The sequence below is a fragment of the Burkholderia sp. RF4-BP95 genome (assembly GCF_001521985.1).
GTDB lineage: Bacteria > Pseudomonadota > Gammaproteobacteria > Burkholderiales > Burkholderiaceae > Burkholderia > Burkholderia diffusa.
Map to the genome: position 1 here is coordinate 29581 of NZ_LOSX01000005.1, position 13753 is coordinate 43333.

The 13753-nt window shown below is 67.5% G+C and carries 12 protein-coding genes; 6 read left to right on the plus strand and 6 right to left on the minus strand.

Annotated features, from left to right (window positions below):
• Positions 1-40: 40 nt before the first annotated feature.
• Genes WS46_RS00350 through WS46_RS00375 form a run of 6 tightly spaced genes read right to left on the minus strand, consistent with a single transcriptional unit; the run spans position 41 to position 7078 of the window.
• Positions 41-481 (minus strand): dihydroneopterin aldolase, encoded by a 441-nt coding sequence (locus WS46_RS00350; protein WP_059452158.1) that lies wholly within the window; start codon positions 479-481, stop codon positions 41-43.
• Complete coding sequence (locus tag WS46_RS00355; RefSeq protein WP_059534099.1) at positions 478-1107, minus strand: sarcosine oxidase subunit gamma; 630 nt, start codon at positions 1105-1107, stop codon at positions 478-480. Before WS46_RS00355 ends, WS46_RS00350 begins: the two co-directional genes overlap by 4 nt.
• Positions 1097-4108 carry a sarcosine oxidase subunit alpha family protein gene (locus WS46_RS00360; protein WP_059688982.1) on the minus strand — a complete coding sequence of 1004 codons (3012 nt, stop codon included), beginning with the start codon at positions 4106-4108 and terminating at the stop codon, positions 1097-1099. The genes WS46_RS00355 and WS46_RS00360 overlap by 11 nt, the downstream gene beginning before the upstream one ends.
• Positions 4105-4404, minus strand: a complete 300-nt coding sequence (locus WS46_RS00365) for a sarcosine oxidase subunit delta (RefSeq protein ID WP_059534095.1) — start codon at positions 4402-4404, stop codon at positions 4105-4107. The genes WS46_RS00360 and WS46_RS00365 overlap by 4 nt, the downstream gene beginning before the upstream one ends.
• A 28-nt stretch (positions 4405-4432) precedes the next feature.
• On the minus strand, positions 4433-5677 hold the full coding sequence (locus tag WS46_RS00370; protein WP_034180813.1) for a sarcosine oxidase subunit beta family protein: 1245 nt from the start codon (positions 5675-5677) through the stop codon (positions 4433-4435).
• Positions 5678-5692: 15 nt separating this feature from the next.
• Complete coding sequence (locus WS46_RS00375; RefSeq protein ID WP_059688983.1) at positions 5693-7078, minus strand: L-serine ammonia-lyase; 1386 nt, start codon at positions 7076-7078, stop codon at positions 5693-5695.
• A gap of 261 nt (positions 7079-7339) precedes the next feature.
• Here WS46_RS00375 and WS46_RS00380 point away from each other — a divergent pair, with 261 nt between their 5' ends.
• The 6 genes from WS46_RS00380 to WS46_RS00405 all read left to right on the plus strand — a co-directional run bounded on the left by WS46_RS00380 (position 7340) and on the right by WS46_RS00405 (position 13713).
• Positions 7340-8413: a GlxA family transcriptional regulator gene (locus tag WS46_RS00380; RefSeq protein ID WP_059534345.1), complete on the plus strand. Its 1074-nt coding sequence runs from the start codon at positions 7340-7342 to the stop codon at positions 8411-8413.
• A gap of 212 nt (positions 8414-8625) precedes the next feature.
• On the plus strand, positions 8626-9330 hold the full coding sequence (locus tag WS46_RS00385; protein WP_059534092.1) for a FadR/GntR family transcriptional regulator: 705 nt from the start codon (positions 8626-8628) through the stop codon (positions 9328-9330).
• An 83-nt stretch (positions 9331-9413) separates the two neighbouring features.
• The gene (ltnD, locus tag WS46_RS00390; protein WP_059688984.1) at positions 9414-10304 is read left to right on the plus strand and encodes an L-threonate dehydrogenase; all 891 of its coding nucleotides are present in this window, start codon (positions 9414-9416) and stop codon (positions 10302-10304) included.
• A 19-nt stretch (positions 10305-10323) separates the two neighbouring features.
• Positions 10324-11610 (plus strand): 3-oxo-tetronate kinase, encoded by a 1287-nt coding sequence (gene otnK / locus WS46_RS00395; RefSeq protein ID WP_059688985.1) that lies wholly within the window; start codon positions 10324-10326, stop codon positions 11608-11610.
• Entirely contained in the window at positions 11610-12248 is a 639-nt protein-coding gene (locus WS46_RS00400) for an aldolase (RefSeq protein WP_059689007.1), read from the plus strand. Before otnK ends, WS46_RS00400 begins: the two co-directional genes overlap by 1 nt.
• A 139-nt stretch (positions 12249-12387) precedes the next feature.
• Entirely contained in the window at positions 12388-13713 is a 1326-nt protein-coding gene (locus tag WS46_RS00405) for an MFS transporter (protein WP_059689008.1), read from the plus strand.
• Positions 13714-13753: the final 40 nt, after the last annotated feature.

Below are 13753 nucleotides of genomic sequence, written 5' to 3' on the forward strand. Positions count from 1 at the left end.
ATGACGCGCCGCCTTGAAACGATATGGGCTGCTCAGCCCGTCACAGCTGCCCCGCCGCTCCCGTCCACCGCAGGTAATCCCCACGCGTCCAGTCGAGCGACACGCCGACGCGCTTCGTCCCCGGCCGGATCTTCGGCTTGTACATCGACAGCGTCAGCGATTCCAGCGCGGGCCATTCGCGGAACGACATCACCGCGAGATCGGCGACGAGCGTTTCGAGCAGCCGCGTATGCGGCTTGTGCGACAGGAACGACGCGACGCGTGCGCAGTAGCCGTCGTAGTCGATCCACTCGCCCTGCTCGCTCGGCTCGCAGCGATACCCGAGCCGCGCATCGATCACGATCGGCTGCGGCGCCTCGTGCTCGTGCGCGTGGATGCCGATCCGCGCGGGCACCTTCAGTTCGTCGACGAACACGCTCCAGCCACGCCCGCGCAGGCGCGGCGCGTCGATCGCCACGAACGGTTCGTCGAACGGCTTCATGATACGAGCGGCGCCGCGGCGTCGAGCATGATGCGCACGAAATAGTCGGCGAAGCTGCGACGCAGGACGATCTCGAACGTATCGTCGCCGGTCGGGATCAGCGTGATCGGCGACTTGAAGTAATGCGACTGCGCGCACTGACCCGGCTTGAGCACGCGCGGATGCAGATCGAGCGGGCAGCCGCGCGCGATCACGTCGCGCACGCGTTCGCCGCTGACCTCGACCACCGTGTAGCCGCTGCCGACGTCGACGGCCGCCGCATACGAACCCTGCACGGCCTCCGCGAGTTGCGCCTCGAGCACGCCCGCCTGCACGGGCCCGTTCGAACGCACGAGCCACTCGTCGGGACCGAGCCACAGCACGTCGTACTCGGCACCGCGCGCCACCGTGTTCGGTGCCGACGGCGGCCGGCAGCCGACCACGCGCTCGAACGCGCTGACGAATGCCGGGTCGCTCAGTTCGCCGCGCACGTTCACGAGATCGAGGAACGCCCGCTCGCGCAGCATGAACTTCTTCGACGCGCGCGCCTGGTGCGGCTTCAGCACATCGGCCGCGCCGACGAACGGCGATTCAAGCGTCACGCCCGCGCCCGCCACTTGCGACTGGTTTCTGGTTTCATTCCACATGCTGGCGCACCCCTTCGGTATCGTAGAAAACCGGGCTCGAGATCTTCGCGGTGACGCGCTTGCCGTTGGCCAGCGGAATCACGACGCTCTCGCCCATCTTGTTCAGGCCGCCCTTCACCACCGCCAGCGCGATCGAGCGCTTCAGGATCGGGCTGTAATAACTCGACGTCACGTGGCCGATCATCGGCGTCGGATCGACCGCCGACACCTGCGTGTCCTTCGCGATGATCTGCGCGCCTTCCGGCAGCACGAACTGTTCGTCCTCGGTCAGCAGGCCGACGAACTGCTTGCGGCCTTCCTTCTGCGTATCGGAGCGCGACAGCGAACGCTTGCCGAGGAAGTCCTTCGACTTCGCGACGAGCCCGCCCATCCCGAGGTCGTACGGCGTGATCGAGCCGTCGGTATCCTGGCCGACGATGATGTAGCCCTTCTCCGCGCGCAGCACGTGCATCGTCTCGGTGCCGTACGGCGTGATGTCGAACTCGGCACCGGCCGCCATCAGCGCTTCCCACACCGCGCGGCCCGCATTGGCCGGCACGTTCACTTCATAGGCGAGTTCGCCGGAGAAGCTGATCCGCATCACGCGCGCCTTCGCGCCCGCGACGGTGCCGTTCCGGTAGCTCATGAACGGGAACGCGTCGTTGCCGAAGTCGATGTCCTGGCACACCTTCTGCACGACCTTGCGGCTCTTCGGGCCGACCACCGCGAACGTCGCCCAGTGATCGGTGACGGACGCGAGCCGCACCTTCATGTCGGGCCATTCGGTCTGCAGCCAGCGCTCGAGCCACGTGAGCACGCGCGCCGCGCCGCCGGTGGTCGTCGTCATCATGAAATGCTGGTCGGCGAGGCGCACCGTCACGCCGTCGTCGAACACCATCCCGTTTTCGTCGAGCATCAGCCCGTAGCGGCATTTGCCGATCTCGAGCTTGTTCCACGGGTTCGTGTACATCCAGTTCAGCAGCTTCACCGCGTCCGGACCCTGGATGTCGATCTTGCCGAGCGTCGACGCGTCGAGGATGCCGACGCTGTTGCGCACCGCCAGGCATTCGCGCTTCACGGCCGCATGCAGGTCTTCGCCGTTCTTCGGGAAATACCACGGCCGCTTCCAGTTGCCGACGTCTTCGAACATCGCGCCGTGCTCGACGTGCCATTCATGCACGGCCGTCTTGCGGATCGGGTCGAGGAAGTCGCCCGTCTCGCGGCCCGCGAACGTACCGAACGACACGGGCGTGTAGTTCGGGCGGAACGTCGTCGTGCCCGTTTCCGGAATCGTCTTGCCGAGCGCCTGCGCGAGGATCGCCATCCCGTTGATGTTGCCGAGCTTGCCCTGGTCGGTGCCGAAGCCCATCGCGGTGTAGCGCTTCACGTGCTCGACCGACTCGAAGCCTTCGCGCGCGGCCAGCAGGATGTCGGCGGCCGCCACGTCGTTCTGGAAGTCGACGAACTGCTTCGGCCCGCGTGCGGCGGCCTCGCGGCTGCCGACGAGCCACAACGGCTGCAGCGCGCCTTCGACGGTTTCCGCGACCTGCGGCGCGATGGGGCGCTGCGCGGCCGTGAAGCCCGCTGCCTTCGCCGCTTCGGCGCCCGCGTCGACCGCGAGCCGCAGCGCACGGGCGAGACCGAACTCGCCAGCGGCCGCGCCGATGCTCGCTTCCGCCTGCACGGGCTTGCCCGGCAGGAAGCAGGCCTTCTCGTCGTTCCAGCACGCCTTGCCGCCCGACTGCGCGAATAGGTGCAGCACCGGGCTGAAGCCGCCCGACATCGCGACGAGGTCGCACGGCAGCGACTGCAGCTTGCCGCCGGTCTGGCCGTTCGTGTAGGACGCGACGTCGACCGACGATACGCGCCACTTACCCGAAGCAGCCGTCACGACCGCACCGCTCATCACCGTCACGCCCTGCCGCTTCGCGGCCGCGGGCAGCGCGCCGCTCGACGACGCACGCGAATCGACGACCGTCACCTTGGCGCCGCACGCCTTCAGGTCGAGCGCGGCCTGGTATGCACGATCGTTGTTCGTGAACACGACCACGTTGCGGCCCGGCAGCACGCCGTAGCGATGCACGTAGGTGGACACCGCGCCGGCGAGCATCACGCCCGGCAGGTCGTTGTTGCCGAACACGATCGGACGCTCGTGCGCGCCGGTCGCGAGGATCACGCGCTTCGCGCGGACCTTCCACAGCAGCTCGCGCGTGCCCTTGCGCATCGACACCGGCTGGTGATCGGTCAGGCGCTGCGTGACCGTCACGAGGTTGTGGTCCTGATAACCGAACGCGGTGCTGCGCGACAGGATCGTCACGTCGGGCAGCTTGCGCAGTTCGGCCTCGATCTTCTCGACCCACTGCAATGCCGGCTTCGCGTCGATTTCCGCGCGGCACGACAGCAGGCTGCCGCCGAGTTCGCGCTGGTCGTCGACGAGGATCACGCGTGCGCCGGCCGTCGCGGCCGCATGCGCGGCGGCGAGGCCCGACGGGCCACCGCCGACCACGAGCACGTCGCAGTGCGCGTAGCATTTGTCGTAGCGATCGGCGTCGAGCACCTCGGGCGCCTTGCCGAGGCCGGCGGCCTCGCGGATCTTCTCCTCGTACTTCGGCCACATGTTGCGCGGCCACATGAAGGTCTTGTAGTAGAAGCCGGCCGGCATGAAGCGCGAGAACTTCTGGTTGATCGCGTACTTGTCGTTCTCGAGCGACGGCTCCGCGTTCACGCTCGTCGCGACGAGGCCCTGGTACAGCTCGATCTCGGTCGCGCGCGCGTTCGGCACCGTGTACGGGCCGGTCTCGAGCTGCACGACGGCATTCGGTTCCGCGACGTCCGCCGTCACGATCCCGCGCGGACGGTGGTACTTGAAGCTGCGCGCGACGAAGTGCACGCCGTTCGCGAGCAGCGCGGACGCGAGCGTGTCGCCCTGGAAGCCCTGATACGTGCGGCCGTTGAACGTGAACGTCAGCGGAATCGCGCGATTGATGCGGCCACCGGTGCCGAGGCGGTCTTTCTGGCTCATTTGCTCGTGCCCTCTTCGTGTGCGTTGCCGGCGGCTGCGCCACCGAACTTTTCGTAGCCCTTGATATCGTAGGTCACCGTGTCGCGCGTGACCTTGAACCAGCGGCGGCAGCCCTGCGTGTGCAGCCACTGCTCGCGGTGGATACCGCGCTTGTTCTCGCGCATGAACACGTATTCGCCCCATTCGCGGTCGGTCATGTTCTCGTTCGCAACCGGGCGCACGATGTCGGCTTCACCGCCGCACGTGAACTCGGATTCGGCGCGCGGCCCGCACCACGGACATTCGATCAGCAACATGTTTCTTTCTCCTCGTTCAGTGCGGGGGTCAGTGCGCGACGGCGGCGGCGCCGTGCTCGTCGATCAGGTGGCCCGTGTAGAAGCGGTCGAGCGCGAACGGCGCGTTCAGCGGATGCGGTTCGTCGCGGGCGATCGTGTGCGCGAACACCCAGCCCGAGCCCGGCGTCGCCTTGAAGCCGCCGGTGCCCCAGCCGCAGTTGAAGTAGAGGCCCTTCACGTCGGTCTTGGTGATGATCGGGCAGGCGTCCGGCGACACGTCGACGATGCCGCCCCACTGGCGGTTCATCCGCACGCGCGAGAACACCGGGAACATCTCGATGATCGCCTGCAGCGTGCTTTCGATGATGTGGAAGCTGCCGCGCTGGCCGAAGCCGGTGTATTGGTCGATACCCGCGCCGATCACGAGGTCGCCCTTGTCGGACTGGCTGATGTACGCGTGCACCGCGTTCGACATGATCACCGAGTTGACCACCGGCTTGATCGGCTCCGACACCAGCGCCTGCAGCGGGTGGCTCTCGATCGGCAGGCGCACGCCGGCCATGTCGGCGAGCGTCGTCGTGTTGCCGGCTGCGACCACCGCGACCTTCTTCGCCTTGATGAAGCCCTTCACCGTATCGACGCCGACCACCGCGCCGCCTTCGCGACGAATGCCCGTCACCTGGCAGTTCTGGATGATGTCGACGCCGGCGCGGTCGGCGCCGCGGGCGAAGCCCCAGGCCACCGCGTCGTGACGCGCGACGCCCGCACGGCGCTGGATCGATGCGCCGAGCACCGGATAGCGGCTGTTCAGGTTGATCGTCGGCTCGATTTCCTTGATCTGCGCGGGCGTCAGGAACTCGGCGTCGACGCCGTTCAGGCGGTTCGCGTTCACGCGACGCTCGGTGTCACGCACGTCCTGCAGCGTATGCGCGAGGTTCATCACGCCGCGCTGGCTGAACATCACGTTGTAGTTGAGGTCCTGCGACAGCCCTTCCCACAGCTTCATCGCCTTCTCGTACAGCGCGGCCGATTCGTCCCACAGGTAGTTCGAGCGCACGATCGTCGTGTTGCGCGCGGTGTTGCCGCCGCCGATCCAGCCCTTCTCGAGGATCGCGACGTTCGTGATGCCGTGTTCCTTCGCGAGGTAATACGCGGTCGCGAGGCCGTGGCCGCCGCCGCCGACGATCACGACGTCGTATTCCTTCTTCGGTTCCGGGCTCTTCCACTGCTTTTCCCAGTTCTCGTGATACGAGAGGCCGTTGCGGAACAGGCTGAATATCGAGTAGCGGCTCATGTTAGTGATCCTTCGTTAGCATTCGATGACGTTCACGGCAAGACCGCCGCGCGACGTTTCCTTGTATTTCGTCTTCATGTCGGCACCCGTCTCGCGCATCGTCTTGATCACCGAATCGAGCGATACGTAGTGCTGGCCGTTACCCTTGAGCGCCATCCGCGATGCATTCAGCGCCTTGATCGCGCCCATCGCGTTGCGTTCGATGCACGGAATCTGCACGAGCCCGCCAACCGGATCGCAGGTCATGCCGAGGTTGTGCTCCATTCCGATCTCGGCCGCGTTCTCGACCTGGTCGGGCGTGCCGCCCATCACCGCGGCGAGCGCGGCCGCGGCCATCGAGCACGCGACGCCCACTTCGCCCTGGCAGCCGACTTCCGCGCCCGAGATCGACGCCGTTTCCTTGTAGATGATCCCGATCGCCGCGGCCGTCAGCAGGAATTCGACGATGCCGGCTTCGTTCGAGCCCGGCACGAACTTCACGTAGTAGTGCAGCACCGCGGGGATCACGCCGGCCGCGCCGTTGGTGGGCGCGGTGACGACCCGGCCGCCCGCCGCGTTCTCCTCGTTGACGGCCATTGCATACAGGTTGACCCAGTCGAGCATCGACAGCGGATCGCGCAGCGACTCCTCCGAACGCGCCCGCAGGCGCCCGTTCAGTTCGGCCGCGCGGCGCTTCACGCGCATCGGGCCCGGCAGTTCGCCCTCGACCTTGCAGCCGCGCTCGACGCACGCGGCCATCGTGCGCCAGATCGCGAGCAGCCCGCCGCGCACCTCGCCTTCCGGACGCAGCGTGCATTCGTTGCGCAGCATCAGCTCGGCGATCGACAGCCCGTGTTCGCGGCACTGGCGCATCAGGTCGTCGCCGGTGCGGAACGGATACGGCACGTCGGCCGCAGCACGCACGCCGTTTACGCGATCGCCGTCGCGGTTCACGACGAAGCCGCCGCCGATCGAGTAATACTCCTTCTCGACGAGCAATTGACCGTGCTCATCGAACGCCTGGAAGCGCATCCCGTTCGGATGGACGATGCTGGTGCCGCTCATCAGCTTGCGATAGAAACCGATGTTCTCCTTCTCGTCGAAGCGAATCGTCTGCTTGCCGAGCAGCGCCAGCGACTTCTCCGCGCGGATCGCCGCGAGCCGGGGCTCGATCAGGTCCGGATCGATCGTGTCGGGCAAATGACCCTCGAGGCCGAGCAGCACCGCCTTGTCGGTGCCGTGGCCCTTGCCCGTTGCACCGAGCGAGCCGTATAGTTCGACCCGCACGCGGCGCACGAAGCCGAGCAGGTTCGCGTCCTCGATGTGCGACGCGAAGCGGCACGCGGCGATCATCGGGCCGACCGTATGCGAGCTGGACGGGCCGATACCGATCTTGAACAGGTCGAACGCGCTGACGTTCATCTGACTTCCTCTGGGTGGGCGTACGTGAAATGTCGTTGGCATCAGTACATCAAAGCGTAAAATTGGCCGATAGAACAAAAACGGCATCGGCGTGGGATACCGCCGCCAAGCCCCGCGCAGGACGGTCGGAAAGTGCGTTTTGACGATGATTGACGACGAAAAACCACAAGTCGGCCGGCGCGCGCGCCAGCCGGCAACCGTGCCCGCGAACAGACTGCAACGAGTGAGACCCGCCTTCCCGGCGTGACGAGATTGACCGCGATGACACCCGACGTACCCGCTTCCCCCCTCGCCGAACCCGCGCCGCAGCGCATCCGTTTCGGCATCGTGCTGCTGCCGAACTTCACGCTCACGGCCTTTTCGGGTTTCGTCGACATGCTGCGGCTGTCGGCCGACGACGGCGACTACAGCAAGCCGGTGCGCTGCGCGTGGAGCGTGATCGGCGAAACGCTGGCGCCGGTGCGCGCGAGTTGCGGGATCCAGATCACGCCGTGGGAAACCTTCGAGAGCGCCGAACCGTTCGACTACGTGGTCGTGGTCGGCGGGCTGCTGCATTCGGGGCCGCAAGCCGGCCCCGAAACGCTCGACTTCATCCGCCGCGCGGCGACGGGCGGCGCGACGGTCGTCGGGATCTGCACGGGCGTGTTCACGCTGATGCGCGCGAACGTGCTCGACGGCTACCGCACGTGCGTGAGCTGGTTCCACTACTGGGATTTCATCGAGCGCTTCCCGAACGCCGATCCCGACATGCTGATCGCCGATCGCCTGTTCGTGATCGACCGGCGCCGGATCACCTGCTCGGGCGGCCGCGCGTCGATCGACGTCGCCGCCGCGATCCTGCTGCGCCATTTCGATCATGCGACCGTGCAGAAGGCGCTGCGCATCCTGCTCGTCGGCGAGATGCAGAAGGGCAATGCGCCGCAGCCGCATCCGCCGGGCCTCGAGCCGGCCACGCACCCGAAGGTCAAGCGCGCGATTCTCCTGATGGAACAACATGTCGGCCGCGCGCTGCCGCTCGAGGAACTCGCGTGCAAGCTCGACATGTCGACGCGCCAGCTCGAGCGGCTGTTCAAGGCCGAGACGGGCAAGAGCCCGCAGGCGTTCGCGAAGCAGGTGCGGCTGCGCACGGCCGCGTGGCTGCTGACCAGCTCCGACCGCACCGTCGCCGATATCGCGTCGAGTTGCGGGTTCGCCGATGCGTCGCACCTCGGCCGCGAGTTCCGCAAGCAGTTCGGCGTGCCGCCGGCGACCTATCGCGAGCGCGGCGGGGACGGCGCAGAAGCCGGCGTGCCGGTGACCGCCGATTCCGATCCCGTCGAAGACATCGCCGACTGACGATCGCGCGCGCCGCCCGCGCGCGCCCTTTCCCGCCCTTTCCTTCTCCTGCCCGCGCCTGGACGTCGCACGATCGCGGCATTTTCCCGCCACTTGGAACCGGTTCCAATCAACTTGACCGACGTTGCAGGCCGTTGACCGAGGGTTATCCCGGATGCTGACGCACCTTCAAATTTGTATGATGACCACATCACCTTACAAACCAGAGCGTCATGTTCGAGAAGATTCCCGCCCGTGCGATGAGCGACCACGTCGCGCAGCAGCTGCTGAAGCAGATTGAAGTCGGCAGTTTCTCGGCCACCGGCAAGCTGCCGACGGAAGCCGTGCTCGCGCAGGAATTCGGCGTGAGCCGCACCGTGATCCGCGAGGCGATCTCGCGGCTGAAGAACGAAGGTGTGGTCGAGCCGCGCCAGGGCAGCGGCGTATACGTGAACCAGCACGGCGCGATCCGGCCGCTGCGGATCGACTACGCGGAAGCCGTCGAGGCGAGCTCGCTGCCGCACCTGCTCGCGGTGCGCCGCGCGATCGAGGCTGAAGTCGCGGCCGAAGCCGCGCTGCACCACACGGCCGACGACATGGCCGACATCGACGACGCATTGCGCAAGATCGACGACGCGGCGGCCGAAGGGCGCGACGGCGTCGCGGAAGACGTCGCGTTCCACCGCACGATCGCGGCCGTCACCGGCAACCCGTATTTCCTGAAGACGCTGCAGTTTCTGAACCAGTACCTCGAGGCCGGCGTGAAGGTCACGCGGCGCAACGAAGCGACGCGCGAGGATTTCTCGCGGCAGGTGCGCGAGGAACACGCGGCGATCGCCGACGCGATCCGCGCGCGCGACCCGATGGCGGCGCGCAACGCGGCGCGCACGCACATGTACAACGCCGCCCGCCGTCTCGCGGAAGCCGGCATCTGCTGATGAACGATTGCTGAATGCGGCGGCCCGGGCCGAACCGGTGCCGTCGTTGTCCCGAACCTTTCCCGAATCGATCAAGGTTGACCATGTCACGAAATGTTGGAGTCATCGGCCTGGGCGCGATGGGCCTCGGCGTCGCCCGCTCGCTGCTGCGCGCGGGGTTCCGCGTGCACGCATGCGACGTGCGCGACACCGTGCTGCAGGCGTTCGCGGCCGAAGGCGGCGTGGCCTGCGCGAGCCCGGCCGAACTCGGCGCGCGATGCGATGTCGTCGTCACGCTCGTCGTCAATGCCGCGCAGACCGAAACGGTGCTGTTCGGCGAGCACGGCGCGGTCGCGGCGATGAAGCCGGGCGGCGTCGTGATCGCGAGCGCGACCGTCGCGCCCGACTTCGCGGCCGCGCTCGGCGCGCGCATCGAGGCCGCGGGCCTGCAGATGCTCGACGCGCCGGTATCCGGCGGCGCCGCGCGCGCGGCCTCCGGCGAGATGACGATGATGACGTCGGGCCCCGCCGCCGCGTATGCCGGCTGCGACGACGTGCTCGACGCGATCGCCGGCAAGGTGTACCGCCTCGGCGACGCGCACGGCATCGGCTCGAAGGTGAAGATCATCAACCAGCTGCTGGCCGGCGTGCATATCGCGGCGGCCGCCGAGGCGATGGCCCTGGGCCTGCGCGAAGGCGTCGATGCCGACGCGCTCTACGACGTGATCACGCACAGCGCCGGCAACTCGTGGATGTTCGAGAACCGCGTGCCGCACATCCTGAACGGCGACTACACGCCGCTGTCGGCCGTCGACATCTTCGTGAAGGATCTCGGCCTCGTGCTCGATACCGCGCGACGCAGCAAGTTCCCGCTGCCGCTGTCGGCCACCGCGCACCAGATGTTCATGAGCGCGTCGAGCGCCGGCCACGGCGGCGAGGACGATTCCGCCGTGATCAAGACTTTCCCCGGCATCACGCTGCCGCCCGCCCGCTGATTCGAACGACGTTCCTGCCATGACCGCTTCCGCTTCCCGTCCCCTGCTCGGCTGCATCGCCGACGATTTCACCGGCGCGACCGATCTCGCGAACATGCTCGTCAAGAGCGGCATGCGTACCGTGCAGACGATCGGCGTGCCCGCCGGCGACGCCGCAGTCGACGCCGACGCGATCGTCGTCGCGCTGAAGTCGCGCACGATTCCCGCCGCCGACGCCGTCGCGCAATCGCTCGCCGTCCACGAATGGCTGCGCGCGCAGGGCTGCCGGCAATTCTTCTTCAAGTACTGCTCGACGTTCGACTCGACCGACGCGGGCAACATCGGGCCCGTCGCCGATGCGCTGCTCGATGCGGCCGGCGGCGGCTTCGCGATCGCGTGCCCGGCGTTCCCGGAAAACGGCCGCACGATCTTCCGCGGCCACCTGTTCGTCGGCGACGTGCTGCTGAACGAATCGGGCATGGAGAACCACCCGCTCACGCCGATGAAGGACGCGAACCTCGTGCGCGTGCTGCAGCGGCAAACGAAGTCGCAGGTCGGCCTGATCCGCTACGACACGATCGCGCTGGGCGCGGCCGCCGTGCGCACGCGGATCGAGCAGCTGCGCGCGGAAGGCGCGCGCTTCGCGATCGCCGACGCGCTGTCGGATCGCGACCTCTACGTGCTCGGCGAAGCGTGCGCGGGCCTGCCGCTCGTCACCGGCGGTTCGGGCGTCGCCCTCGGCCTGCCCGCGAATTTCCGTCGCGCGGATCAGCTGCCCGAGCGCGACAACGCGGCCTCGCTGCCGCGCATCGACGGGTTGTCGGCGGTGCTCGCCGGCAGCGCGTCGAAGGCAACCAACGCCCAGGTCGCCGCGTGGCGCGAAAGCCGGCCGAGCTTCCGGATCGATCCGCTCGCGGCCTCGCGCGGCGAGCCCGTCGTCGACGCCGCACTCGCGTTCGCACGCTCGCACCTGCCGCAACCCGTGCTGATCTACGCGACCGCGACACCCGACGAAGTGAAGGCCGTCCAGCAGGCGCTTGGCGTAGCGGCGGCCGGCCATCTCGTCGAGAGCACGCTCGCGGCGATCGCCAGGGGCTTGCGCGAGCTCGGCGTGCGCAAGTTCGTCGTCGCCGGTGGCGAGACGTCCGGCGCGGTCGTGCAGGCGCTCGACGTGAAGTCGCTGCAGATCGGTGCGCAGATCGATCCGGGCGTGCCGGCAACGGCCACCATCGACGCGCAGCCGCTCGGCCTCGCGCTGAAATCCGGCAACTTCGGCACGGTGGACTTTTTCGACAAGGCGCTGCGCGCGCTCGACGGAGCCGCATGATGAGCCACGAAGCGAAACTGCGCGAGGAGATCTGCGTCGTCGGCGCGAGCCTGTATGCGCGCGGCCATGCAGTCGGCAGCGCCGGCAACATCAGCGCGCGTCTGGACGACGGCTGGCTGATCACGCCGACCGATGCCTGCCTCGGCCGCCTCGACCCGAACGACATCGCGAAGGTCGGCCTGGACGGCCAGCCGCGCTCGGGCGGCAAGCCGTCGAAGACGCTCGCGCTGCATCGCGGAATCTACGCGCGCAATGCGCAGGCGCACGGCATCGTCCATACGCATTCGACGCACCTCGTCGCGCTGACGCTCGCGGGCGTATGGCGCGACACCGACGTGCTGCCGCCGATCACGCCGTACTACGTGATGAAGGTCGGCCACATTCCGCTGATCCGCTATCGCCGCCCCGGCGACCCGGCCGTCGCGGCCGAAGTCGCGGCACTCGCCGATCAGGTTCGCGGCGTGCTGCTCGACCGCCTCGGCCCGGTGATGTGGGGGCAGTCGGTGTCGCACGCGTCGTACGCGCTGGAGGAACTCGAGGAAACCGCGCGGCTTTGGCTGATGACGAACCCGAAGCCCGAGCCGCTGTCCGACGCCGCGCTCGACGAGCTGCGCCAGACGTTCGGCGCACGCTGGTAACGCAACGCATCTCGCCCGGATCTCGCAGGACTACGTACCGATTCCCATGCCCGCCGTGTGCGCGGGCCCTTCCATCAGCACACACGACACAATCCGACGGCGTGCGCGCCGCCGGCACATGACATCCCAGGAGACGACGATGACTGCTCTCGACGCGGCCGCAGGCCGCTCGCCCGCCGCGCCCGCCCAATCGGCCGAACTCGACCGCACCTACAAGAAAGTGTTCTGGCGCATCGTGCCGTTCCTGATGCTCTGCTACGTGGTCGCGTATCTCGATCGCGTCAACGTCGGCTTCGCGAAGCTGCAGATGTCGCAGGACCTCGCGTTCAGCGAAACCGTGTTCGGCCTCGGCGCCGGCATCTTCTTCCTCGGCTACTTCCTGTTCGAACTGCCGAGCAACATGCTGATGCACCGCATCGGCGCGCGCATCTGGATCGCGCGGATCATGATCACGTGGGGCCTGTTGTCCGCGCTGTTCGCGTTCGTGAAGACGCCGACGCAGTTCTACGTGCTGCGCTTCCTGCTCGGTCTCGCGGAAGCCGGCTTCTATCCGGGCGTGATCCTGTACCTCACGTACTGGTTCCCGTCGCATCGCCGCGCGAAGATCATCGCGGTGTTCATGTCGGCGATTCCGGTGTCGGGCATCTTCGGCAACCCGCTGTCGGGCTGGATCATGGAGCGCTTCCACGGCGGCTCGGGCTTCCACGGCTGGCAATGGATGTTCATGATCGAGGCCGTGCCGGCCGTGCTCGTGGGCATCGCGACGATCCTGTATCTCGACAACAGCATTCGCAGCGCGAAGTGGCTCGACGAGCGCGAGAAGCAGATCCTCGAGGATGAAATCGCCGCGCAGCCGCAGGAACAGCAACAGCACGGCCATTCGCTGAAGGCCGTGTTCTCCGATCCGCGCATGTGGTGGATGTCGCTGATCTACTTCGCGTTCGTCACCGGCCAGTACGGTCTCACGTTCTGGATGCCGACGCTCGTCAAGTCGACCGGCATCACCGATACGTTGCAGATCGGCCTGCTGTCGGCGATTCCGTTCGTCGTCGCGATCGTCGTGATGAACCTGTTCGGCCACAGCGCGGACAAGCGTCGCGAACGCCGCTGGCACCTGATCGTGCCGGCGCTGATGGGCGCGGTCGGGTTTGCGGTCGCCGCGTCGTACTCGCACAATACGGCGGTGTCGATCGTGTTCCTGTCGCTCGCGGCGGGCGGCGTGCTGACCTGCGCACCGCTGTTCTGGTCGCTGCCGACCGCGTTCCTCGCCGGCTCCGCCGCGGCCGCCGGGATCGCGATCATCAACTCGGTCGGCAACCTCGCCGGATTCGCGAGCCCGTACGTGATCGGCTACCTGAAGGACGTCACGCACAGCACGGCGTCCGGCATGTACGTGCTGGCCGCCATGCTCGTGATCGGCGCGATCGCCGTGTGGCTGACGCCCGCGAAACTCGTGAACCGCTGATCCGTCATTCGACGCGGGGCGCCGTGCGCCCTGCCCCATT

Bases quoted from the DNA above. Each gene is read 5' to 3' on its own strand.
- WS46_RS00350 (WP_059452158.1), bottom strand. From the start codon at position 481: ATGAAGCCGTTCGACGAACCGTTCGTGGCGATCGACGCGCCGCGCCTG.
- WS46_RS00355 (WP_059534099.1), bottom strand. From the start codon at position 1,107: ATGTGGAATGAAACCAGAAACCAGTCGCAAGTGGCGGGCGCGGGCGTG.
- WS46_RS00360 (WP_059688982.1), bottom strand. From the start codon at position 4,108: ATGAGCCAGAAAGACCGCCTCGGCACCGGTGGCCGCATCAATCGCGCG.
- WS46_RS00365 (WP_059534095.1), bottom strand. From the start codon at position 4,404: ATGTTGCTGATCGAATGTCCGTGGTGCGGGCCGCGCGCCGAATCCGAG.
- WS46_RS00370 (WP_034180813.1), bottom strand. From the start codon at position 5,677: ATGAGCCGCTACTCGATATTCAGCCTGTTCCGCAACGGCCTCTCGTAT.
- WS46_RS00375 (WP_059688983.1), bottom strand. From the start codon at position 7,078: ATGAACGTCAGCGCGTTCGACCTGTTCAAGATCGGTATCGGCCCGTCC.
- WS46_RS00380 (WP_059534345.1), top strand. From the start codon at position 7,340: ATGACACCCGACGTACCCGCTTCCCCCCTCGCCGAACCCGCGCCGCAG.
- WS46_RS00385 (WP_059534092.1), top strand. From the start codon at position 8,626: ATGTTCGAGAAGATTCCCGCCCGTGCGATGAGCGACCACGTCGCGCAG.
- ltnD (WP_059688984.1), top strand. From the start codon at position 9,414: ATGTCACGAAATGTTGGAGTCATCGGCCTGGGCGCGATGGGCCTCGGC.
- otnK (WP_059688985.1), top strand. From the start codon at position 10,324: ATGACCGCTTCCGCTTCCCGTCCCCTGCTCGGCTGCATCGCCGACGAT.
- WS46_RS00400 (WP_059689007.1), top strand. From the start codon at position 11,610: ATGAGCCACGAAGCGAAACTGCGCGAGGAGATCTGCGTCGTCGGCGCG.
- WS46_RS00405 (WP_059689008.1), top strand. From the start codon at position 12,388: ATGACTGCTCTCGACGCGGCCGCAGGCCGCTCGCCCGCCGCGCCCGCC.